24 protein-coding genes are annotated in these 23,608 nt (G+C 58.4%); 17 read left to right on the top strand and 7 right to left on the bottom strand.

Annotation, left to right across the window (positions count from 1 at the left end):
* Positions 1-144 precede the first annotated feature (144 nt).
* From FJ145_24685 to FJ145_24635, 11 genes are all read left to right on the top strand, one after another.
* Positions 145-423, top strand: coding sequence for a hypothetical protein (locus FJ145_24685; protein MBM4264609.1), 279 nt, complete (start codon positions 145-147; stop codon positions 421-423).
* Between the two features lie 7 nt (positions 424-430).
* Complete coding sequence (locus FJ145_24680) at positions 431-1,921, top strand: hypothetical protein (protein MBM4264608.1); 1,491 nt, start codon at positions 431-433, stop codon at positions 1,919-1,921.
* Between the two features lie 177 nt (positions 1,922-2,098).
* Entirely contained in the window at positions 2,099-3,058 is a 960-nt protein-coding gene (locus tag FJ145_24675; protein ID MBM4264607.1) for a sigma-54-dependent Fis family transcriptional regulator, read from the top strand.
* Between the two features lies 1 nt (position 3,059).
* On the top strand, positions 3,060-3,476 hold the full coding sequence (locus tag FJ145_24670; protein MBM4264606.1) for a hypothetical protein: 417 nt from the start codon (positions 3,060-3,062) through the stop codon (positions 3,474-3,476).
* 184 nt (positions 3,477-3,660) lie between these two features.
* Positions 3,661-4,689, top strand: coding sequence for a hypothetical protein (locus FJ145_24665; GenBank protein MBM4264605.1), 1,029 nt, complete (start codon positions 3,661-3,663; stop codon positions 4,687-4,689).
* A gap of 362 nt (positions 4,690-5,051) precedes the next feature.
* Positions 5,052-5,264 carry a hypothetical protein gene (locus FJ145_24660; GenBank protein MBM4264604.1) on the top strand — a complete coding sequence of 71 codons (213 nt, stop codon included), beginning with the start codon at positions 5,052-5,054 and terminating at the stop codon, positions 5,262-5,264.
* Positions 5,265-5,571: 307 nt separating this feature from the next.
* Positions 5,572-6,033: a DNA-binding protein gene (locus FJ145_24655; protein MBM4264603.1), complete on the top strand. Its 462-nt coding sequence runs from the start codon at positions 5,572-5,574 to the stop codon at positions 6,031-6,033.
* Between the two features lie 77 nt (positions 6,034-6,110).
* Complete coding sequence (locus tag FJ145_24650) at positions 6,111-6,494, top strand: sulfite exporter TauE/SafE family protein (protein ID MBM4264602.1); 384 nt, start codon at positions 6,111-6,113, stop codon at positions 6,492-6,494.
* Positions 6,495-6,559: 65 nt separating this feature from the next.
* A complete protein-coding gene (locus FJ145_24645; GenBank protein ID MBM4264601.1) occupies positions 6,560-7,036 on the top strand; it encodes a YeeE/YedE family protein in 477 nt (158 codons plus the stop codon).
* A gap of 2 nt (positions 7,037-7,038) precedes the next feature.
* Positions 7,039-7,668: a YeeE/YedE family protein gene (locus tag FJ145_24640; GenBank protein ID MBM4264600.1), complete on the top strand. Its 630-nt coding sequence runs from the start codon at positions 7,039-7,041 to the stop codon at positions 7,666-7,668.
* A 12-nt stretch (positions 7,669-7,680) separates the two neighbouring features.
* Entirely contained in the window at positions 7,681-8,172 is a 492-nt protein-coding gene (locus FJ145_24635; GenBank protein MBM4264599.1) for an isoprenylcysteine carboxylmethyltransferase family protein, read from the top strand.
* 83 nt (positions 8,173-8,255) lie between these two features.
* Here the strand turns inward: FJ145_24635 and FJ145_24630 are convergent, their stop codons facing one another.
* Entirely contained in the window at positions 8,256-8,495 is a 240-nt protein-coding gene (locus FJ145_24630; GenBank protein MBM4264598.1) for a hypothetical protein, read from the bottom strand.
* 287 nt (positions 8,496-8,782) lie between these two features.
* On the opposite strand from FJ145_24630, the gene FJ145_24625 reads away from it, so the two are divergent.
* From FJ145_24625 to FJ145_24605, 5 genes are all read left to right on the top strand, one after another.
* Complete coding sequence (locus FJ145_24625; protein ID MBM4264597.1) at positions 8,783-9,808, top strand: extracellular solute-binding protein; 1,026 nt, start codon at positions 8,783-8,785, stop codon at positions 9,806-9,808.
* Between the two features lie 31 nt (positions 9,809-9,839).
* Positions 9,840-10,853, top strand: coding sequence for an ABC transporter substrate-binding protein (locus tag FJ145_24620; protein ID MBM4264596.1), 1,014 nt, complete (start codon positions 9,840-9,842; stop codon positions 10,851-10,853).
* 222 nt (positions 10,854-11,075) lie between these two features.
* A complete protein-coding gene (locus tag FJ145_24615) occupies positions 11,076-12,929 on the top strand; it encodes a thiamine pyrophosphate-binding protein (GenBank protein ID MBM4264595.1) in 1,854 nt (617 codons plus the stop codon).
* Between the two features lie 7 nt (positions 12,930-12,936).
* Positions 12,937-13,467 (top strand): hypothetical protein, encoded by a 531-nt coding sequence (locus FJ145_24610; GenBank protein ID MBM4264594.1) that lies wholly within the window; start codon positions 12,937-12,939, stop codon positions 13,465-13,467.
* Positions 13,364-14,089: a cytochrome c gene (locus tag FJ145_24605; protein MBM4264593.1), complete on the top strand. Its 726-nt coding sequence runs from the start codon at positions 13,364-13,366 to the stop codon at positions 14,087-14,089. The genes FJ145_24610 and FJ145_24605 overlap by 104 nt, the downstream gene beginning before the upstream one ends.
* Positions 14,090-14,102: 13 nt before the next feature.
* On the opposite strand, the gene FJ145_24600 is transcribed toward FJ145_24605, so the two are convergent.
* The 5 genes from FJ145_24600 to FJ145_24580 all read right to left on the bottom strand — a co-directional run bounded on the left by FJ145_24600 (position 14,103) and on the right by FJ145_24580 (position 19,875).
* Complete coding sequence (locus tag FJ145_24600) at positions 14,103-14,921, bottom strand: disulfide bond formation protein DsbA (protein ID MBM4264592.1); 819 nt, start codon at positions 14,919-14,921, stop codon at positions 14,103-14,105.
* A complete protein-coding gene (locus FJ145_24595) occupies positions 14,921-15,889 on the bottom strand; it encodes a hypothetical protein (protein MBM4264591.1) in 969 nt (322 codons plus the stop codon). The genes FJ145_24600 and FJ145_24595 overlap by 1 nt, the downstream gene beginning before the upstream one ends.
* A 64-nt stretch (positions 15,890-15,953) precedes the next feature.
* The gene (locus tag FJ145_24590; GenBank protein MBM4264590.1) at positions 15,954-16,490 is read right to left on the bottom strand and encodes a glycine cleavage system protein R; all 537 of its coding nucleotides are present in this window, start codon (positions 16,488-16,490) and stop codon (positions 15,954-15,956) included.
* 148 nt (positions 16,491-16,638) lie between these two features.
* On the bottom strand, positions 16,639-17,934 hold the full coding sequence (locus FJ145_24585; protein ID MBM4264589.1) for a hypothetical protein: 1,296 nt from the start codon (positions 17,932-17,934) through the stop codon (positions 16,639-16,641).
* Positions 17,935-17,988: 54 nt separating this feature from the next.
* Complete coding sequence (locus FJ145_24580) at positions 17,989-19,875, bottom strand: hypothetical protein (protein MBM4264588.1); 1,887 nt, start codon at positions 19,873-19,875, stop codon at positions 17,989-17,991.
* 230 nt (positions 19,876-20,105) lie between these two features.
* On the opposite strand from FJ145_24580, the gene FJ145_24575 reads away from it, so the two are divergent.
* Positions 20,106-22,136: a S9 family peptidase gene (locus FJ145_24575; protein ID MBM4264587.1), complete on the top strand. Its 2,031-nt coding sequence runs from the start codon at positions 20,106-20,108 to the stop codon at positions 22,134-22,136.
* 20 nt (positions 22,137-22,156) lie between these two features.
* On the opposite strand, the gene FJ145_24570 is transcribed toward FJ145_24575, so the two are convergent.
* On the bottom strand, positions 22,157-23,482 hold the full coding sequence (locus FJ145_24570; protein ID MBM4264586.1) for a replication-associated recombination protein A: 1,326 nt from the start codon (positions 23,480-23,482) through the stop codon (positions 22,157-22,159).
* Between the last annotated feature and the right edge of the window lie 126 nt (positions 23,483-23,608).

Genomic DNA, 23,608 nt, shown 5'->3' with positions numbered 1-23,608 from the left:
TCCTTTCCTGCCTGCGCCAACAGGCAGCCTTTCGTTTTTAGATTCGCGAAAGGGTACGCCTACCTATTTCCTATTTCCACACGCTTTGATCATAGCTCTCTGTGGTGCGAAAAAATCCGAACCAATCGGCGCTCCGAGCGGCAAATGCTGGCGCGCGCCATCAAACAGACCTATTACGAGATTCTTGAGCGCGCTCATAGCAAACAGCCGGGCAACGAAAAGATCGACTTCCTGATTGAGCCCAACGACATGATAGAAGTCGCCGCCGGGTCGGCGAAAGCTAAGGGCGTGTTGAAACGAGCGAAAAAGGGATTTCATCTCACCCTGCCAACGACAACGATGTTTATTGATCAGCGCACACGCCGCACCTACATCGCCATCCCGTCTGAGCTGATCGAATGGCTCATCGCATCGCGCAGCTGAGGACGGCTTGGCTCAGTTGAAAATCGCTTTGCTGCCGTCACTACCTGCCGCTCTCGGTTGGAGTTGGGTCTTAGGTGCGGCATTGCTGCTTTGGAGCGGCTGTAGCCTGCTGCAGCCGCTCCAACAGTTTTCTCTCGGTGATCTCGGCCACTTCGCGTATCGCCGTTCCAACGGCAATCAGGGCGGCATCGTTGTCGGTGTGCCGCACGGGCGCGCGGAGCCTAAGGCGGTCGAGTACGGCGAGCGGATCAGCGATGCCATCGGCGCTGGCTTGGTCGTCGGCTATGATTTTAACGCCAAGCGCATTCCCGTCAGTCAGCCGCTAGTGCACCAAAGTCCCGTCGGTTGGCCCGCGGGCGGCGCGCGGCGCGGCAGCGTCTATCCCGAGTTCACCAAGCTGCTGCAAGAGACGGTTAGCGGCCCCATGCAGTTTTATGTTGGCGTACGGGTCGCCGATAACCGCAGCGAAGTGCCGCGCATCGAAGTTGCCGCGGGCGGATTTTCCTTTGAGGAGCTGTTGGCTCTCAAGGCCTCCTATCGGCGGCTGCGGGACGAGTCTCTCGGTGGTTGGCCAGCGGTGCCCAAAGTGGACGTCGCTATTCACCCGCTCGACGATATTTCCTGGACGTCGTACGGCGTGCGGAACTACGGCGTCTTGTTGCTGGCGGAGCGCGGCTTGGTCATACGCTTGCCGCAGGCTCTCGCGGCCGGTGATAACTTCGCGGCCTATGACGACGTAGTGACCGCGTGGGTCCGCCACGCATTGAACCTCGCTCAGGGTCGCGCGGGGACGCACTTGCCAAGTTTCGTTTCCCGGCAAATGACGTATGGCCGGATCGATGCCATCGCTGCGCGCAAAGAAAGCCGCGGCATCGTGCTGGCCGCGCCGCACGGCAGCTTCGATTGGTACACCGGTGAGCTAGTCGAAGAGTTGAGTTACCGGACTCAGCTGCCGGCGGTGATTACCCGCGGCTTTACGCCCACCGAATGCGGCGGCTGGCGCATCAACGTCAACCGGCCCACCGAACGCCGTTATCCGACACAAGGAGTCGGACGCAAAACCGAGCGCGCGCAAGCCGTGTTTGATGATTACTCACGGACCGTGTTCGAGGTCGGCCGCGGTGCACTGGATCTTTATATCGAAAGGCATCAGAGCGGCGCACTCGGCCACATCGACGTCGCCACGGTCGGCGTCACCAGCGAAGCCGCGCGTGCGATCAAGAACGCCTTCCGGCAGATTCGTGACCGAGTGCTGCAAGCCAACCCGGGTATCGGCAAAGTCGAACTGTTAATCGAGCCGATCGATGCCATCGAGATCGGCGCCTGGGCAGCCAAGGACCAGGGCATGCTCAAGCTCGCGCAAACTAGTCTGCATTTTGAATTACCAGCCCACAATATCATGCACCATGACCGCACCCGGAGAATCTACACGGCAATCCTCGCCGAATTGGTCGACAAGATAGTGCGCGGTGGAGACGGGTTGCTGCCTTTACGATAATCATACTAAAGTCGTAGCGAATCGCTAGAAAAATATTGCTCCAGTGTGGTTTTTTCTTGCAATTCCTATGAAGCTCCTGTAGTTAAGCCTCCTAGCGATATACGACTTAAGACGTATTTCTCGATTGAGGTCGTAGACGCAAATGGAGCGCGCAACCCGAAAATAGAGAACCCACCCATGGGTGCCATCGAGTTTGAAGGAATCGTCGCCAGTAGTTTAGCAATGCAGCAAGTGATCCGGCGCGCCCGCGACGCGGCGGCGGTGGACATGCCGGTGCTGATCACCGGCGAAACCGGCACCGGCAAAGACCTGCTGGCGGCGGCGATCCATCGCTGCAGCCGGCGCAAGGACAAGCCTTACATTGCCATCAACACCGGCGCGATTGCGCCCGAGCTCATTGCCAGCGAAATCTTTGGCCACGAGAAGGGCGCGTTCACCGGCGCGCAAGATTCCCGTCCGGGAATTTTCGAGCAAGCCCATGGCGGCACGGTCTTTCTCGACGAGATCGCGACCATGGATGCCAAGACGCAGGTGAGCTTGCTGCGCGTGTTGGAAGAAAAGAGCTTTCGCCGTGTCGGCGGCACGAGAAACATTCCCGCGGACGTACGCATCATCGCCGCCGCTAACGAAGACTTGGAAAAGCACGTAACTCAACAACGCTTTCGCGAAGATCTCTTTTACCGTTTGAACGTCTTTCATATCGTCGTGCCGCCGCTGCGTGAGCGCCACGGGGCGGTGCCGATGCTGACCGAATACTTCATTGCTAAATTCGCCGCGGCCTTTGGCAAGAAAGTGCATGCCGTGGCGCCGGAGGCGCAGCGCATCCTCGGACGCTACCCTTGGCCTGGCAACGTGCGCGAGCTCAAGAACGTCATCCAATCGGCGGTGTTGATAGCCGAAGGCAAGGAGCTGACTTCGGATTTATTGCCACAGCGGATTACGGCAGTGGTGCGTTTTGGCGCCGGCGATGATCAGCTCGGCGGTTTTCCGCTCGGTCGGACTCTTGGCGCGATCGAGAAAGAAGTGATCCAAAGGACCCTGTCCTCGGTGCGGGGAAACAAAAAGCATGCGGCGGAAATTCTCGGCATCAGCCGCCGCGCGCTGTATAACAAAATGAGCCGCCACCAGCTGTCGTGAAATGAAACCATCAAACGCCGCGCTTACCCATACAAGTGTATTCAAAGAGCCGGATGCCCTGGCTCAATTTGAATATGGCCGCGAATATGACGGCAAACCGCTGCGGTCGCCTGAGCGGCGCCTGATGTTCGCCATTTTGATCGATGCGGTCGAGTGCTTTCAGCGCTATTTGTTGAGTCACAAGAGGCGCGAGCAGCGCCTGTTTCTGCAAGCAGAAGCGTGGATTTTCGGCCAGGAAGGACAGTGGCTGTTTTCCTTTGAAAACATCTGCGAAGAGCTGCGCATCGAGCCAGACTATCTTCGTTCCGGGCTCAGGCGCTGGCGTGCGCAGGCCCAAGGGCCGCGCAAACGTGCGTACGAACATCCGTCTATGAATTTGCCCCATCAACGGCTCAGGAATTCCGATATCTATGTTTAGGTCGCTTTCGCTTCGGCGCTGACGATTCTGCTGATTATCACTCCCGGATTCGGCCGCGCTGCCAGACCGAATTACCCCGAACAGAACTTAACCAAAGGCAGAACCGCCAGTGGTTACGCTTTCCTGGGCGGCGGTCTCGGTGTCGACGATCAGCGTGCGATGGAGCGCGAGGCTGGGGCCTACAATGTGCAGTTGGATAAAGAAGGCGCCGTCACCGCGATCCCCCGCATTTTGCAACAATATGACCGTTCTTGCTCTAAGCGCTTTCTGGATCATCAGTTTAGTTTTGCCGACTGCCGTCCTCGGGCAGACAAAGTTTATCGTATCGGCCTTGCCGCCGACGCTCGATGCCGCGCCGCTATGGGTTGCCGATAAGAAAGGCTTTTTCCAGCGCGAGGGCCTCGACGCCGAAGTTGTCGTAGCCAAGAGCACCGCCTACAGCCTTCAGGCGCTCGCCGGTGGGCTGATCCATGCGGCGTTGGCTGACAACCACGACATTCTTGCGCACATCGACAAAGGCAGCGATCTCGCCATCGTTGCCGCCGGCTGCAAAAGCTCGCACATGATCGTCGGCGGCAAGAACATCAAAAGTTACGAAGACCTGCGTGGCAAGAGCGGTGCTTCGTCGACTCTGAGCACAGGAACCGCATCGCTGTTGCGCCGCTTGTTGCGCGCCCACGGCTTGGAGCAGGGCAAAGACTATTCATGGGTAGAGCTGGCCCGCGGCGGCTCGTTACTGGACGCAGTCGCCAGTGGCAAGGTTGCCGGCGCGGTGGTCGACGTGCCGGACAATTTTCGCGCCCAGGAAATGGGCTTCCAGGTGCTCGGCAAACTGAGCGACCTGCTGCCGAATTATTTGCGCTCGAGTTTTGCGGTGCGCCGCAAATGGGCGGCGCAACACCGAGCCGACCTGGTTCGCTTTGTCAAAGCGTTGCTGCAAGCGAGAAAATTGATCGAAGATCATCCCGACTTGGGCGCCGAGTTTTTGGCGCAGCAGCTAAAAGTGAAGCTCGGCCTGGCGCGGCGCGGCTTGGATTACCATATCGAGACTCGCTCCTGGGGAGCCAATTTCACCATTGAACCTGAGATTATGAAGTCGGTCATCAAAACGCACGCTGACCATAACGAAATGAAAGGGCCGTTGCCCGGCGCGAAGAAATATTTTGATCTCAGCTACTTGAACGCAGCGCTCCACGAACTGGCGTGGCGCTGATGGAAGTGAGGAACTCCGAAGCATGACAGCACCTCCGGTGCGCCGCCGCGAGCTGGTTCGCTGCTGGTATTCGGCGGCGCGATGGCAGCGACGCTTCGAGATGACACGTTAGAATAGATTGATGGAGGGGAAATAGTCGTTATGCTTCCAGTGATAGCTTCAGCGCAGAGAAGAATGGCTCGGGGAGCAGGCTTGGCCGCGTTGATCTTTGCGCAGATCATTAGCCTGTGCCGCCTGGCCACGGGAATTGCCGCAGCGGCGGCACGATGAGGAATTTGCCAAACAGGAAAAAATCTATTAAAGCCGGGGCGACAGCGTTCCGGACGGGTAGCGAAGACCTATCCCAGTTTGTCGAGACCGTATTGAGCCTGCTAACCGAAATTTTGGACGCCGCCGGCAATGGCGTGAAAGTTTGTCCATGGCTCAAAAAAATCAGCTGCGCGCAAGTCAGCTGCGCGTCGAAAACTGAATGGTCGCCCACTGAGCTGATCCAAGTCCGCAAAGTTTGCAGCGCCGTTTCGGTGCCGCGTGTGAAACTCATAAAGTTCGAGGCAGGCAATCCGCCGGGATTCTGATGAGCCAATGGCGAAGAATCTGCTGCATGCACCTGCGCGAAAGGCAGAGCCTTCGCTTACGCTCAGGATGACAAAACGGGCGATTTAACCTTGGTGACATAGTCTCAGAGTCGATGGGCGCGCGGTTTTTCCATCGCGGCTTTTTCTCACTTCCCAGCAGCGCGAAAACGATTATTTTTATTCGCATTTGTGACAGGCGACGGCGTGATTTCGCTGCTGCATGGGGTCGGCGCCGCTGGCATGGCCGTTGCGTTTGATAGTTTGCGTGTAAGCAAGCGGCCAATCCACTAAATAGGGAGGTGAAACAATGAGAAAGTTTTTTGTCATGGGCTTTATCGCGCTGCTATTGGGTTTTGCGCTTTCGGATTCTTTCGCTCAGCGAGGACCGGGGATGATGTGGCGCGGCAGCGGCGGCTGGGGACCGGGCACACCGTACAGCAAGATGTACGATCCCAAGACGGTGGAAGCGATCACCGGTGAAATCACCAGTATCGACCAGATCACACCGAACAAGGGGATGGCGGCGGGCATTCATATGAACGTGAAGACCGACAAGGACAGTTTGTCGGTTCACTTGGGGCCGTCTTGGTATCTCGAGAATCAGGATGTGAAGCTTGAGCCAAAAGACAAGGTCGAAGTGAAAGGCTCGCGCATCACCTTTGGCGGCAAGCCGGTGGTTATCGCCGCGGAAGTCAAGAAAGGCGACGAAGTTTTGAAGCTGCGCGACGACGCCGGATTCCCGGTGTGGAGCGGCTGGCGCAGACGGTAAGGGCGAAGAGCGCAGAAGAAAGAGCAGGGAGCAGGGAGTTGTCCGCTTTGCTCTTTGCTGACTTCGCAGGAGAAGCAATGAGCGGTGGACTTTTATTCGTGGCGATCGGCACGATGGGCGGACTGCTCGCCGGGTTATTCGGTGTCGGCGGCGGCATCGTCATCGTGCCGGCGCTGATCTATCTTGCCGGCTTCACGCAACATCAAGCAACTGGTACAAGTCTCGCCGTCCTGCTCCCGCCCATCGGCCTGGGCGCAGCGATCGAGTACTATCGCCACGGCAACGTTAACGTCCGCGCTGCGATTATTCTCGCGATCACAATGTTGATCGGCACCTGGCTTGGCTCGTTGGTCGCCAACAAAATTTCCGGTCCCTATCTTAGGCTGATGTTCGCGGTGTTTGTCTGGTTTTTGGGCGGCTATCTCATCTATGGCGCATGCCACCGCCTAGGTTGGTTGTGATGCGTTCACGGAGGTGAGCAATGAATTGGCTTAGAAAAGAAGAGTGGCCCTAGTGGCAAGCCGGCCTGTTGTTGGGGCTTCTCAACATTATCACGTTCTACGTTTCCAACTATTATCTTTCGGTGTCGACGACGTTCTCGCGCGCGGCGGGCATGCTCGTCAGCATCGTCGCACCGGAGCACGTCGCTGCCAATGCTTACTGGCAAAAAGTCCAGCCGACTGTCGACTGGCAATTTATGCTGGTGATCGGCATTCCCATCGGCGCCTATCTGGCCGCCCGTTTGAGTCAGCCGGCGCTGAGGTTCACAGCGAAACTGCCTGACATGTGGGTGAGCCGCTTTGGCACGAGCAACGCGCAGCGCTGGGTCGTCGGCATCATCGGCGGCATCCTGGTCGGGTTTGGCGCGCGCTTGGCCGATGGCTGTACCAGCGGACACGCTTTGAGCGGCGGCGCACAGTTGGCGGCGAGTAGTTGGGTATTTCTTGTTGCCATGATGCTGTCAGGCACGATCAGCGCGCGGCTTATTTTCAGGAGGGTTTAGCTATGGGTCCGTTGGAAATTGCTGGCTCCGCACGTTTAGTGCTCGGGCTGGTGACGGGAATTTTGTTTGGCTTTATTTTGCAGAAAAGCCAGGTCACCAAATATCAGAAAATCGTGTCGTTCTATCGCTGGAACGATTTGACGGTGCAGAAGGTCATGTTCGCGGCCATACTGGCCGGCATGGTCGGCGTCTACGCGCTGCATGAGTTGGGGCTAGTCAATCTGCACATCAAACCGACGCTGTTGGGCGCCAACATTGTTGGTGGCTTAATATTCGGTCTCGGCATGCTGCTCTTGGGCTTTTGTCCCGGCACTTGTGCGGCGGCCTTCGGCGAAGGGCGACTCGATGGTTTGTTCAGAGGGATTTTGGGTATTTTGATCGGCGCCGGTCTTTATTCCGAGGTGTATCCGCTGATTCAGGGTAATCTGCTCACACTCGGCGACTTCGGCAAGTTGACCATCCCGACGCTGCTCGGCGTCGACCCATGGCTCGTCATCGTTCCCTTTGCCATCGTCGTCAGCGGCGTGCTCCTCTGGATGGATCATATCGACAAACAACGCTTGGGTCGGCACGACACCCATGAGGAGCGTCCTGATATTTTTCTCCATGGCGTGAAACATTCGTCGGAGTAAACTATTTAGCATATGACGAGGCTAGCGGAGTGTTTGAAGGGCGCGCGCGGCGAGTGGTACGTGGTTGCGCAGGGTGCGCTGTTTTTGCTGATTGTGTTCGGGCCGCGCGCCGGGGCTGGCTGGCCGTTTGCGGCAGCGCCGTATGATTGGCTTGGCTCAATTAGCGGCATCGCGCTGATCGCCACCGGTGGTTTGCTTTCCTTCGCGGGTATTTTTGGTCTTGGCAGAAATCTCACGCCGCTGCCGCGTCCGAAAGAGACCGCTAGTTTGGTTCAGAGCGGGCCCTATCGAATCGTGCGCCATCCGATTTATAGCGGGCTAATCATGGTGGTTTTGGGTTGGGGGATGACCGCGCACGATTGGCTGCTGCTGGTCTACGCCGTGTTGACGTTGGTGTTCTTCGATGTCAAATCGCGCCGCGAAGAGCGCTGGTTGAAAGAAAAGTTTCCCGAGTACGGCGACTATCAAGCGCGGGTGCGCAAGCTGATTCCGTTGGTTTACTAGCTAATCCTGCCGTAGCTTCAGGTGCGACGACGAATCCGTTCCACGTTGCAGTGTGGCGGGCGTGAGGACGGATCAAAGTTCACTCAAAAAGTTTCGAAAAAGCCGAAATATCCCAGAAGATTCTCGGTGAGATCCCATGAGAAGCCCGCTTTTTTATCCACCATGCCGCCCGCGACGGCGAGTTTGACATTGTGGTAATACACTTTGGCTCGCGGCCCACCGATGGCTCCGCTGAGATCACCTTCTGCACCATCATGGATTCTAATTCCGATTGACGCCCCAATGATGGCGGGAAACAGGCAGTAGTCGGAGCCGGTGTCCAAAGTGGCTTCGAACCTGGGGCTCGTTACGTTGTTGCAAATGGGGTGAATCGGGAGCACCGGGCGCCAGATGCGGGTTTGCTCTGGTATTCCCAGATTGTGAAACGGGAACGACTTGTAGGCTACTCGCAGGATTTCAAGACTCGAGGTTCCCAATTGGCGGGAACCTTGATCATGAGCGGATCGGTCTCGCCGTTTCTTTTGGCGTCTTCGAAGGTTTGCTCGAGCGGATTGACGCCGGCGGTTGGTTTACGATAAGCGTCGCCCTGAGTTTAAGCGCCTAGAAGGGGATGACGATGATGCTTGGTTTGCTCTTGGCAATGTTCTGCGCGTTCGGCGGTGCCGAGCTGGCGCGGGCAGGGGAGGCGATTACGCCTGATTTGATCGCCAAGGCGAAAGCCGAGGGCGAAGTGGTTTGGTACTCGACGCTGCCGGTGACGGAAGCCCAGGCTTGGAGTGCGTTGTTCACCAAGCAGTACGGCATCAAAGTGACGATTTTTCGCAGCGGCGCGAGCGGCATGACGCAAAAGCTCATGACTGAAATTCCGGCGGGGCGTTGGGGCTTCGATATCGTTATGAACCGCGGCACGAATATCGAGCTATACAAAAAGCGCGGCTGGCTGCAGAAGCTCAACTATCCTGAACGCAAACAGTTCATCGACGGCTTCATCGATCCTGAAGACTACTGGGGCACTTACTACATGCAATTCTGGGCGATCAGCTACAACACGACGCTGGTGAAGCCGCACGAAGTGCCGAAGAGTTACGAAGACGCCGCCAATCCCAAATGGAAGGGCATGACGACCTTCGACGAGCAGGACGTCGATCTCTACGTGACGCTGCTCAAGATCATGGGCCGAGAAAAGGGACGCGATTGGTTAAAGAGAGTGGTCGCCAATGGCCTGCGGCCGAGACAAGGTCACACCATGGAAGTGCAGCTCGTCAGCGCCGGCGAATTTGCCCTCGGTCTCAGCACCTACGCGTCGATCGCCGAGCAGTTTCGCGCCAAGGGCGCGCCGGTGGATTGGGTGGCGTTCGAGCCGGTGCCGGTCAACACATTGGGGTTTGCGATCAGCGCCAAACCGCCGCACCCAAACGCGGCGCGCTTGTTCGTCCACTGGGGGCTGTCGGCGGCAGGGTTGAAGGCGATGCACGATATCTCCGAACGGGTGCCGGCGCGGCGCGACGTGCCGCTGAAAAACAAACGGCTCGAACGGATGCTGCAATCCAAATTGGTGCCGGTGGATTTGGCGATCGCCGACAAATATGCCGAGTACAACCAAGAATTTCTGTCGCTGTTGAAGGGCAAGAACTGAAGGCCGGCCCACCGGTTTAGGGGAGGTTTCAATGGCGCGTCGACGCGGCTTGACGAAACTCTGCGCGGCTGTAGCGCTGATCGCGCTTCTATGGACGAGTGCGCTGCGCGCCCAGGAGCGTCCCTCGATGCTGGTCGGCCACGGCTCGCTGTCGGGGTCGATCTTGCCGCTTTGGGTCGGTGCCGAGGCGAAGCTTTTCGACAAACACGGATTGCAAGTCAAGCCAATCTATCTGCCGCGCGCCGCCGGTCGCTCGGCGCTGCTTGCCAACGATATTCAGATTTATTTCTCCGTCGGTCCGCCGTTGGTGCAGGTGCGGCTTGCCGGAGGCGATATCGCGATCACGTCCTGCATCGTCCACAAGCTCACTTCCAAAGTGATGGTCGCGCCCGGCATTCAAAAAGTCGCCGATTTGCGCGGCAAAGTGCTGGGCGTGGCGAATCCGGGCTCGGGCAGCGATTTTACTGCCAAGCTTTTCGCAACCCGGCAGGGGATAAAGATCGGTCAAGACATCACGCTGATCTACACCGGCTCCACCAGCGCCAACTTTGCCGCGCTGGCCAACGGCCGGGTGCATGCGATCTTCGCCAATGCGCCAGATGATCGCCAGGCGCTCGCCGCCGGCTTTAAGCCGCTGATTGAGTTGGGCGATCTCAATATCCCTTATTCGGGAAACTGCACCTCGGTCATGCGTCCCTATCTGGCCAAGCAGCCGGCACGCATGCGCAGTTTTCTCGCCGGCATCATCGAAGCGATCGCTTATATCAGAGCGCGGCCCAACGAAGCCAAGGCGGCGTTGCAGAAATACACGCGGGTGTCCGATCCGGCGGTATTGCAGCATAGCTACGAGAGCGACACGCGCTTTATGGAGGCGCTGCCCGTACCCAACCCGGATGGCATTCGGACCATCTTGGAACAATTGGGAGTGTCGGGGCGGCAAGCCGAGACGTTCCTCAGTGAGTTCATCGACGATCGACTAATCAAACAGCTCGCCGACGAAGGTTTGTTAAAACAGGTTTATCCCGGCGGCGTTCCCGGCCGCTAGAGACTGTATCGCAATGTCATTCTGAGCCGAAGGCGAAGAATCTGCTTCATGCAACTGCGGGAAAAGCAGATCCTTCGCTGATGCTCAGGAGGACAAAGCGCAGAGTTTTCAAATGACGACGAAGTCGCTAACCAGAGAGTTTGCTTCGCCAATGCGATTGGCGTATTGCGGAGGTTACCGCCAACCCATCAACTTAGAACTCGGAGGAAACTTTCGGTGAAAATGAATGCACCAAAGTCAAAGTTATCGGTCCAGTCGGCACAGCATGCCATCGACCGGCCGGTGGAGCTCGGCAGACCGCAAATGAAATGGGGCAGCGACGCGGTGGCCGAGACAGTGCGCCGGCTCGATTTGAAATATATCGCGCTGGTGCCCGGCGCCAGCTATCGCGGCTTTCACGACAGTATCGTCAACTATCTCGGCAACCAAAATCCGCAGATGGTGATTTGCTTGCATGAGGAGCATGCGGTGTCGATCGCCGACGGCTACGGCAAGGTCACTGAACAGCCGATGGCGGTGGCCTTGCACGCCAACGTCGGCTTGATGCATGCGGCGATGCCGATCTTCAATGCTTGGTGCGATCGCACGCCGATGATTATCTTCGGCGCCACCGGCCCGGTGGATGCCCATGTGCGCCGGCCGTGGATCGACTGGATTCACACCGCCAAAGATCAGGGTGCGATCATTCGCGATTACACCAAATGGGACGATCAACCGGCGTCGCCCCAGGCGGCGGTGGAGTCGGTGCTGCGTGCCAATCAGATCACCCGCACGCCGCCCTACGGCCCGGTCTACATTTGTCTCGACGCTGGGCTGCAGGAAGCAGCGCTGACCGGCAAAGTCTCGGTGCCCGACGCGGCGCGTTTTGCAGCGCCGCCCAGCCCGGCAGTGCCGCGCGCCGCTTTGACGCAAGCGCTGGCTGCCATCAACAAAGCCAAGTGCCCATTGATCCTCATGGGCCGAGTGTCGCGGCGCCAGAGCGACTGGGACAACCGGGTGCGCTTCGCCGAAGCGATCGGTGCCGCCGTCGTCACCAGCAGCAATGATCCGTCGGCCTTTCCAACCACGCATCCGCTCCACTACGCGCCGCCGTGCGTGCGGCCCAACGCTGGTGCTACGGCGTTGATCAAAAAGGCGGACCTGATTATCAATCTCGACTGGCTCGACCTCGCCGGAGTTTTGCGGCTGGCGCTCGATAACAAAGCCCAGAGCCAGGAGCCAACCGACAAAACCATTATCAGCTGCTCGCTCGACAGCATTCGCACCAATGGTTGGAGCATGGACCATCAGGCGCTGGCCGCGGTGGACCTGCCGATCTTCGCCGAGCCGGATACTTTCGTGGCGCAGATGAACGATCGGCTCGGCGCCAGCGCAAAAGGGAAGATCAAGCAGCGCGGCGCGCTGCAGGGGCGGGCACACTGGAACAAGAAACCGATCGCCGTGCCGGCGCCGCACCAGTCGATGACGCTATGGGACATGGCCATGACCGTGCGCACTTTCGCCAAGGGCAAAACCGTGACCTTTGCCAGGCTGCCGATCGGTTGGCCCGGCGAAGCCTACGAGTTCGACGGACCGTTGTCGTTTATGGGCAACGATGGCGGCGGCGCCGTAGGGACCGGCCCCGGGCACACGGTCGGCGCTGCGTTGGCGCTCAAGGACAGCGGTCGCTTGGTCATCGGCGTGATCGGCGACGGCGACTACTTGATGGGTGTCAGCGCGCTCTGGAGCGCGGCGCACTTCAACATCCCAGTGATGGTCGTGGTCGCCGACAATCGCTCTTATTTTAACGACGAGATGCACCAAGAGCGGGTCGCGCAAATGCGCAGCCGGCCGGCGCAAAACCGCTGGATCGGCCAGCGCATTGACGACCCGCGCGTCGATCTGGTTGCCATGGCGCGCGCCCAGGGATTTGACAGCGAAGCGCCGGTGAGCACGCCGGCGGAGCTCGCGGCCGCGCTCGAGCGCGGCGCCAAGGTGGTTGCCGGCGGGGGGCGCTACTTCATCGATTCGCTGGTGCTGCCAGGTTACGCCGACAGCGGGCCCGACCAGCGCGCCGCGGTCGGGAAGAAGAAATAGAGGCACAATGACCGCAGTGGTGGGACTCGGACATGTCGGCATCTACGTGCGCGGCTTGGAACGTATGGTGGCGTTCTACCGCGACACGCTGGGCATGCGTGTTACCAAGCAAAACTGGCGCGCCGGCATTGTCTTCTTCAGCGCCGATCCTACGCGCGCCGACCACGAGATTGCGCTGTTTCGCGGCCGTGCCGACGAGGTTGATTCACGCGTGATCAATCAAGTGTCGCTGCAGGTGGCGACGCTCGAGGATTTGCGCAAGATGCACAAGAAACTCGTCGCCGAAGGTTTGCGCATCGATGCCCTGGTCAACCATGTGAGCGCGCTCGGCTGCTACTACTTCGATCCCGAGGGTAACCGCTCGGAAGTTTTCTGGGTCACCGGGCGGCCCTGTTGGGTGCCGATCGCTCACCCGATCGACATCCATCAGTCGGATGAAGCGGTGTTGGCGGAAGTCGAGGCGCTGTGGCAGCGGCTGCGCCAGGTCGGCATGGGCGAACGGATGGCCAATGAGCCGGCCTCACTCCAGCTGGATTAAACTATTGGCAGAAAAATTTATCGATGGCGCGGCGATGCATTCCTGCGTCCAAGTTTCATGGTATGATTGGCCCGACATCGTTGCGGTCGCTAATATTACGGATTCGAAAGCGAGGGCTGGCGCGGTCATGAACAGTAATTTCTGCTGGTTCGTATTGGGCATTTTTTCCATCGTCTTGGCCTTTGGCTGCGGCCGAGAAGCCTCCCAAGACGCGCACTCCACCGGCGATCACCATAGTCACGGCCAACCCAAGGATTGGAAGTTTACACTAGCTGGCGGTGACGCCCACGAAGGAAAAAAACTGTTTGGGGAGCTGCAATGCTACAAGTGCCATGAGATCAAAGGCGAAAAATTTCCTGACGTCGCGTCAGAGGACAAAGGGATAGGTCCGGAGCTATCGCAAATGGCGGGTATGCACACGGTGGAGTTCTTCGCCGAATCGATCGCCAACCCCAACGCGGTGATCGATCCCGACGCCAAGAAACAAGGCCATGTCGGTGACGACGGCAAATCCAAGATGCCGAGCTTTGCCGATGTGCTGACCGTTAAACAGCTGAGCGATTTGGCGACCTATCTGGCCAGCCTAAAGAGCTCTGAAGCCGGTCACAATCATAAACACTGAGCCCGGTCGCTGTTTACTTTGGCTGCAATAGCCGGTCGATATCGGCTTTGAAGGCTTCAAACGGCTGGGCGCCGACTTTTAACATAACCTCGCCGGTCAGATTGTGCAGCAGAATGCTGGCCGGCGTGCCGGTAAGGCCGATGTCAATGCCTTCCTGCATGTCCTCCTGAACCCGCGCGGCGTTCTTGTTGCTGTCAATGCACTCTTGGAGTTGCTGGTCGTTGACGCCGATCTCGCGGCCGAGGGGCGCCAGTTGTGACAACGGAAAGCCTTTGCCTCCCGACAAAGTGCGGTTGTAGATCGCATGGGTGAACTTCCAAAACGCATCGTTGCCCGCCAGCTGCGCGACGCATTCTGAGGCCTCTGCCTGCTTTTGCGCCCCCGGATTGTGCATACCGAGGGGAAAATGGCGATAGACCCAATTGACCTTGCCCGAGTAGGCTTCAATGATTTGCTGCACCACGGGATGGAAGCGTTTGCAAAACGGACACTCGAAGTCTGAGTATTCGATGAGCGATACCGGCGCTTTGGGGTCGCCCAAGATATGATCGCGTCCGGGGTTGACGCGCCGGACGTTCTTAGCTTTTTCCGTGGCGATGCGCTCCTCTTCGGCGCGCGCGGCGGCCTGGGCTTGCTCCTGTTTGCGAATATAATTCCGAATGCCGAGCTCGACCTGCTCCTGGAAAAAATTGCCGGAGCGCAGTTCTTTGATAACGGCGTCTCTAACTTTCTCGATCAAACGCTGCTCGTCGGTCGTTTGGGCCCAGGCCGTGCATGTCGGTAGGATCGCAGCGAAAAACAGGCATGCAAGCGCGAGCCGGCGCAGTCGCATTATTTGAAAAACCCTTCTTTCTCAAGCTCGCGCAGGGCGCGCAGGTCGACATAGTCCTCGAATTTGAGGTTCTTGCTCTTGGCTTCTTTGCCGAGCTCGTCGATGACGGTTTGAATGCCCGCGGGAGTTGGGAACGGGCGTCGGTCCAGTACTTGAATGCTGCGCGTCAGCGCGTAGTCGACGGTCTCGGCGTCCTCGGTGCGCAGCGCCGAACGGATGACAGCCTTGGCCATGTTAGCGTCGCTTTGCAGGGCGCGAACCGACTCCGACATGCTTTTGATCAGCGCTTTGACCAGCCGCTGATTGCGGTCGAGATAGCTGCCGGAGAAATTTAACGAGAGAAACGGATACTCGATCTTGGTCTCGGCGAGATCGTAGAGGACGTTGAAACCTTCGCGCTTGGCGCGCGGCACGAAATCGGCGGCCATGATCGTGCCGTCGACTACGCCGCTCAGGATCGCTGTAATGCGCGCGCCCGAGTTGCCGATCTGCAACACGGTCACGTCACGTTCCGGGTCGAGGCCGGCTTCCTTGAAAACCAAATTGGTTTGGAAGTGGGAGCCCGAGCCGAAGCGGCTGACCGCGACCTTCTTGCCTTTGAGCTGCTTAAGCGAGGTGATCGACGGCGCGGTGAGGTAAACGTGATTGAAGCGGTTGGCGACCACGGCGGCGATGCGCACATCGGCGCCGCGCAGCTTGGCGAGCATCGCTTCCGAGCCCTGGGAAAACGACAGATCGAAGGTGCCGGAGATCAATCCTTGGCTCAACAGCGAGCCGCTATTGATGTAGACCACCTCCGGCTCGATGCCGTTTTTACGAAAGATTCCCTGGCGCTTGCCCATGTCCAAAACGTAGTTGTTGATGCCGGTGCCGCTGTAGCCCAGGCGGATCTTTTCCAGGGTCTGCGCGGATAGTGGGCCGTGCGTGAGAAGTAAGAAACCGAGGAGCAACGTCGCTGGCAATTTCATCGAAGCCTCCGTTTGAACTCTGGGCGCTCAGCGCCTCTGGCGATAAATGTTGCCAAATCGTCGATCAAGGATGAATCGGCGCGATATCGACGTCGATATTTTCTTCCCGTTGGATCGCCGCGAAACGCTCGCGCAACTGCGCGATGTTGGTTTTGCCCGGCACGGAAATTTCCGCCTGCAAACGAAAGATCGGCGTGCCGCTGATCGGCGCGGCGTAGGTGTCGGTCTCCATGGATTCGATATTGATGCCGAGGGAGCTGAGCACGCCGCTGATCTGATAGACGATGCCCGGATGATCCATGCACGAGGCGGTGAGCCGGTAGGGGAGAAAAGACTCGCCGGTCTTACGATCCGTCGGGGTCTTCAATGAGAGGGTGAGTCCGGTGGCGACCTCGAGCTGACTGTGATCGTTGGCGATCTTCACCAGGGCTGGGCCGGCGCCGCTGATCAATAAGATCAGCGCGAACTCGCCACAGAAGACCGCCATTTTGCTGTCTTCGATGTTGCAGCCATGGCGCGAGATGAACTCGGAGATTTTTTCCACCAGACCGACGCGGTCCGGACCGACGGCGGTGAGGATCAGATGAGTGGTGTCAGCCATGGGCGGATATTAGCTGCCTTGACCCTGGAAGTGAAGGATCGCAGCGGCTGGCGTTTCGCCGTGGGATATTGGCGTGATCGAGTACTGATCGGAAAACCCATCGCTCCAACACTCCATGACTCCAATACCCCAGCGTTCTTCTACGCCATCACTTGGTTCCGAAGAATCCGTTCATGATTGCGTCGTGCCAAAGCTTGGCCACCGGTGGCACGATACCCATCGGTAGCTCTTCGCTGGTCCAGCCCCACGAGTGGATGCCGGCGCCCAGCGATACGCTGTGCACCTTTGGTGCTGGGTTGAGTTGGGCGAACAACGGTTTGGCCCGTTCGCAGCGCTTGAGCGTGACGGTGTCATCGTCGATGCCGTGGATCGACAGAAAGTTCGGCACCGGCTTGACGTTGGGCCCGGTGACGGGAAGCGTGTAGCCAAGATAGCGCTGCACCAACGCATCGGCGTCTTGATTGGATAGCTTCAATCGCGCCGCCGCAGCTTTGGCGGCCGCGGTCAATGCGCCGGTCGAGTTTTTGTGGATGAAATCTTCGGCTTTGAAGTTGGGCCGCTTTTTGGCGTTCTCCCAGCGCTCGAACGTCAGTTCGATCAGCATCGGCAAACCGACGCCGCTGTCCTTCATGCCCTCGTACATGTAGCGCGCGGTGTCGCGCCAGGTGCGCAGGCGCAATTGGTTGAATGGAAAGTTCCAGTCGTCATCGGCGATCAATGGAAACATGTAGCCGAAGGGCGAGCTGCCATAGCCCACCAGACCGGCGATGTTGGCAATTCTTTGCGACGCCATCATGGCAAATGGCCCGCCGGTGGAGTGGCCGTGAATGTAAATCGAATATTCGCCTTCGGGAAATTGCCGGCGCGCGGTTTCTTTAACGGCTTGTTCAAATGCCACTGGCCACGCCGCCATACGGTGGTAGAACTCTGTCCCTTCCTTTGCCGATAGCGAGATCAACGTGCCGTAGTCCGCGCGCTTCGAGGTGTCCTGCACGGTTATGTATTGGTCTTTGGTGATACGGGTCTCTTTGGTCCACAGCGGGGTGCGTGCCGAACCGTCGGGGTTGTCGACGTCGCCGGGCCAATCGCGATGGGGGTCGTTGAAATAAAAGCGGCCCGGAAACGTCATCGTTACGACCTTGATGCCGAATTTTTCAGGCAACAATTTGGCCACCCGCTCGACGGATTTGAAATCGGACACGCCGCCGTGGAGCAGGAAGATGCCAACTTTCGTGCCGTCTGACCCGCGCGCAATGCGGCTTGCGTCCTGCGGTTCGTAGACGACAGCGCCAATGTCCCAGTCCATCTCCAGCTCGTGCAAGCGGAACAAATCTTCACTGACGCGCACGGGCTCAGACGGCATGGCCATGACATCGCGGTGCAGTTGAATCGTCTGCTCGCGTGAAATAACTGACGGCGGCTCCCAATGGTTTTGGCTCGACATGAAAATCTCCTATTACGTTGTGCTTTTGAGAGTAGACGAAGCGCCGGATGGGTGTCAACGCGGCTCGCTGAGTGCGTCGTACAAGACTTGGCCGCTCGCTTGCGCCGGCGCGGGAATCCCCAGCAGCCTCGCCAAAGTGGGCGCAAAGTCGATGAGTGAAACCTGGCCGAGCTTGCCGGCGGGCCTGACTCCGGGGCCATTGAAGGCCATGATTGTGCGCATCGATGGCCGCAGCGGATTGTAGCCGTGGTTACCGATCGGTTCGCGCTGCAAAACCATTGCCCCAGCAGCGATTGCCGGGTCGAAGTCATAGCCGGGCATGAGTTCGATGTAGATATCGCCGCCGGTTTCGCCGCCGATGCCAAGGCCAAGGCCGACGATCTGCGCGTCGGCCAACGCTGCGACCACTGGACGGTTGCCATCTCGCAATCCGAAGAGCGCGCGTTGAATTTCGCGCACGACGCCGCCGCGTTCTTCCGGAGCAACGATGCCGCTTTTGCGAGCTGTCGTGTTAATCAGCAAATAACCGTTGCTAATCGCCGGGTAGTAGGCCTTGGTGCGGCTCAGATCGACGCGTCCCTGGGCGTCGAGAACTTGTAAGCCGCTTGCCTGCAGCGCGCGATTGATTGCCACCCAGCGGCTGACACCTTCCATGCCGTGATCGGACACCAATGCGACCACAGTATCTTCCGGACGATGCTCTAAAAACAGGCCCAGAAATTTATCCGCTTGTTGGTAAACTGTTTCGAGATGAGGTCGCAGTCTAGCGGCGATCTCCGGCCGATGGCCGGGCAGAGCCGGGTCGAGATGGCCGCGCCAAACATGCTCCGCTTCATCTGGAAACGGCGAGTAGGCGAGCAGGAAATCCCAGCTCTGCGTTTCGAGAACCCAACGGGCAGCGGCGTTGAAGTGGCGCGCTACGAACTGGATCGTTTCGAGATAGCGCGCTTCGGCAGCGCCATCGCCGCCCTGGGCCAGCGGCGGTCCCAGGCCACCTTGTTGGTAAACAAAGCTGCCGCCGTTGCCGACGAACATACCCGCGGCGGCTTTAAGATCTTGAATGACGTTTCGCGGAGCGAAGTTGTCGCGCACTGGCGCGGTGAAGTAGAGCAGCAGCTCGCCGCCGTCTCTTTGCAAGTGAAACAAGCGCAGATAGGTGGTCGCCGGCCCGTCGCCGACTTTGGTCAGGACCTCGGCGCTCCACAAATCGAGGCCGCGCTCGCCGGCGTAGCCTGGTTTGAGTTGGGCTCTCATATCCAGCCCGTCGCGGCTGCCGGTCACAACCAGCGTATCATAGCCGATGACGGCGTCGTTCGGATCGTCAATCATGAGGCCATAGAAAGATCCTGCGGATATCGAGAAAGCGATTTCGAGCGGCGGGAAATTGCTGGGCGGTAGGTTGTGCCAGTCGGTGGCGGGTTTGCTTTTTACTTTGCGGCCGTCAATGATGCCGCTGAAGGTCGAAGTACGATTATACCCTTGCACGTGCAGCCCGCCCGAGACCGTGTCGCCGCCGAAGGGCACATGCAGCGTCACGACGCGAAGCCCGGCGCGCGCCGCGGTCTCCCAGAGCAGCTCGGCACGCAGTGCGGTGCCGCTGAAGCCAAGGCTGTTTTCGAGAATGGTGAACTGATTTGCCGGCGCGCGCGGCATGCGATTGCCGCTGATGCCGGTTGCGCGAGTAGCGGCACCAGTCCACAAGGAAGCGAACCCTGGGGCGGTTTTGGACGGAGTGGCGGCGATGACGTCCTCGGCGTAGACCCCGCCAGCTAACAATCGTTGCAGATTGGGCAACCGTCCGCGCGCCATCATCTCTTTGGCGAAGCTTGGCACAAGGCCATCCCAAGCGACGACCATCGCTTTGCGCTGTGCCGATTGCGCGAAGCTTACCGGCACGGCAGCGAAGACGGCCGCCATAAGAATAACGAAGCGAAAAATCATTTGAGAACAGCGCTATTGTAGCGTCCGGCGCGTCTCGGCGAGATAGCTCATGTCGACGTATTTATCGATTTTCTGCAGCGGCCGCATCGGCGAAACTTGCTCCAACAACTGCGCCCCGGCTTCCATCTGAATGCTAGAGAGTAACCGAGGACTCTGAGCACTGTCAACGCAAGCTGGCGATCGGCGTGAAAATTCACTAGACTCTGCCCTTCTTTGACGGAGGTTGCTGGATGGTCAAAAAAATTCCTGCGCGTTTAGAAAAACACGGCCACGTGCGCACCGACGACTACTATTGGCTGCGCGAGCGAGAAAGCCCCGAGGTGATCGCCTATCTGACGGCGGAAAACCAACGAGCCGAGAAAGAGATGGCTCATACCAAACCGTTCGAGGAAAAGCTCTTCGCGGAGATCAAAGGCCGCGTCAAACAAACCGATATGTCGGTGCCCTACAAGCGCGACGATTATTACTATTTCACCCGCTACGAGGAGGGAAAAGAATATCCGATCTATTCACGCCGGCGCGGCTCGCTGGAGGCGGCGGAAGAAATCATGCTTGACGGCAATCAGTTGGCCCAGGGGCATGAGTTTTTTTCCATCGGTGGTTCGGCGGTCAGCGCCGGGCAAGATCTTTTGGCCTACGCCATCGACACCCAGGGGCGGCGCATTCACACGGCCTATGTCAAGAATTTGCAAACTGGCGAAGTCCTACCGGACGTGTTGCCGGAGGTTACCGAGAATCTTGCATGGGCCAATGACAACCGCACGCTTTTTTACGCCAAGCAGGACCCGACCACGCTGCGCCAGTATCAAATCTGGCGCCATGGGGTGGGCACCGATCCGGCCGGCGACGCCCTCGTCTACCAGGAAGACGACGAAACGTTTGTGGTCTACATTTACAAGACCAAATCGAAGCGGTTCTTGATGATGGTTTCGACGCAAACCATCTGTCAGGAGTATCGTTATCTGGCTGCCGATGATCCGACCGGTGAATTCAAAGTTTTCCTGGCGCGCCGGCGCGAGCATGAATACCATATCGATCATTTTGAGGACCGATTTCTGATCCGCACCAACGACCAGGCGAAGAATTTCCGCCTGATGGCGACGCCGCTGGACAAGATCGAGAAGACGAACTGGCAAGAGCTGATCGCGCACCGCGGCGACGTCTATCTATCCGACTTCGATATTTTCAAGGATCATCTGGTTCTCGAAGAGCGCCGCCGGGGCCTCACCGAGATTCGTATGATTCCGTGGTCGGGTGGGGACGGGCATTATATTTCCTTTGACGAGCCGGCGTATCGGGCCCATCTGGGGGCGAACTTTGAATTCGACACGCGCAAAGTGCGCTTCGAATACACTTCGCTAAAAACGCCTTCGTCGATTTACGATTATGACATGACGACCCGGCAGCGCGTCCTATTGAAACAAGAAGAGGTGCTGGGCGGCTTCCATGCCGACAACTACGCGAGCGAGCGGCTTTACGCTAAGGCACAAGACGGCACGGAGATTCCGATATCGCTGGTCTACCGCAAGGGGGTGAAGAAAGACGGCGCGAATCCGCTGTTACTTTACGGCTATGGCTCCTACGGCCTGAGCATCGACGCCGCCTTTGCTTCGCCGCGTCTGAGTTTGATCGATCGTGGTTTCGTCTACGCCATCGCCCACATCCGCGGCGGACAGGAGATGGGGCGGCAATGGTATGAAGACGGCAAGTTGTTGAAGAAGAAAAATACTTTTACCGATTTCATCGCCTGCGCCGAATTCTTGATCGGCGAAAAGTTTACCCGTCCTGAAAATCTGTTCGCCATGGGGCGCAGCGCCGGCGGACTATTGATGGGTGCCATTGCCAACCTGCGCCCCGACTTGTTCAACGGCATTGTCGCCGAAGTTCCTTTTGTCGACGTCGTGACGACGATGCTCGACACCTCGATCCCTTTAACCACCGGCGAGTACGACGAGTGGGGCGATCCCAACGACAAGACTTTCTATGAAACCATGCTGGCCTATTCGCCCTACGACAACGTCGCAGCGAAAGCCTATCCGCACATGCTGATCACCGGCGGCCTGCATGATTCCCAGGTGCAATACTGGGAACCCGCCAAGTGGGCCGCTAAACTGCGCGAGCTAAAAACCAACGACGCTCGCGTGATTCTGAAAACCAACATGGAAGCCGGCCACGGCGGCGCGTCGGGAAGATTTCGCCGCCATCAGGAAACCGCGTTCTCGTACGTGTTCTTACTCGACCTAGCGGGGATCGGGCAGTAGGGGCGCGCCATGCCGCGCTCCTACTTAGGTTTTTTTTTCTTTTCTTGCCAATAGGTGAGCCGGTCCTTTATCTGCTTTTCGTAGCCCGATTCGGAAGGGGAATAGTATTTTCTACCGCTGAGCTCCTGCGGCAGGTGCTGCTGCTCGACGACATGTTCGTCGTAGTTGTGGGCATATTTGTAATCTTTGCCGTAGCCTAATTTTTTCATTAGCCCGGTGGGCGCATTGCGCAGATGGAGCGGCACCGCCAGCGCGCCGCGCTGTTGCACGTCTTCGCCGGCGGCGAGCATGGCTTTGTACGAAGCATTGGATTTGGGCGCAGTGGCCAAATAGGTGACCGCTTGCGCCAAAGGAATCTTCCCTTCGGGTAGTCCAACGAAATGAAACGCGTCCTTCGCCGCCACCGCGACCTGGAGCGCGCGCGGATCGGCGTTGCCGATATCTTCGGCGGCAAAAATGACCATGCGCCGGGCAATGAAGAGCGGGTCTTCGCCGGCGTCGAGCATGCGCATCATCCAGTAGATCGCCGCATCGGGGTCGCTGCCGCGCATGCTTTTGATAAACGCCGAAATGACGTTGTAGTGCTCTTCGCCGGCCTTATCGTATTGCAGTGGCCGGCGTTGCAGGGCTTCCTGCAAGTGCGCCAGTTCGATCATCTGGCTCTGTGATTTGTGCGCCAGTGTGGCGGCAGTCTCCAGGGCGTTTAGCGCCACGCGGCAATCGCCTTGTGATTGTTGAATGAGAAATTCACGCGCGGCGTCGTCCAAGCGCAGGGCCCACTCTCCCAGCCCACGTTTCCCATCGCGCAGAGCGCTATCGATGATGGAACTCATCGCCTCGACCGAGAGCGGCTGGAGCACCAAAACTTGGCAGCGCGAGAGTAGGGGAGAGATCACCTCGAAGGAGGGGTTTTCGGTGGTGGCGCCGATCAAGATCAACGTGCCGCGCTCGACGTAGGGCAAAAAATTGTCCTGCTGCGATTTGTTGAAGTGATGGATCTCGTCGACAAACAGCACCGTGGTCTTGCCGCGCCGCTGTAAATCTTCGGCATCTTGAATGATTTTTTTTAGCTCTTTGACGCCGGAGGTGACCGCGGAAAAGTGCACGCAGACGGCGTGGGCAGAGGTCGCAAGAATTTGCGCCAGGGTGGTTTTGCCGGTGCCCGGCGGTCCCCAGAGAATTAGCGATTTTAGTTTGCCGGCGGCGACCAACTCGCGCAGTAATTTGCCCGGGCCGAGCAAATGTTCTTGGCCGATGAAATCATCGAGCGTCGCCGGACGCATGCGCTCGGCGAGAGGTTGATACGCCTGCGGTGATTTTGGCGGCGCGGAATCAAACAGATCCATGGGCCAATGCTAACACACGTCACAGGAAGAGCTATGATCAAAGCGTGTGGAAATAGGAAATAGGTAGGCGTACCCTTTCGCGAATCTAAAAACGAAAGGCTGCCTGTTGGCGCAGGCAGGAAAGGA

It is taken from the genome of Deltaproteobacteria bacterium, assembly GCA_016874755.1.
Classification (GTDB): Bacteria; Desulfobacterota; Binatia; order UBA9968; family UBA9968; genus DP-20.
Note: the sequence above shows the minus strand (reverse complement) of the source record. Positions and strands in the feature narration are given on the sequence as shown.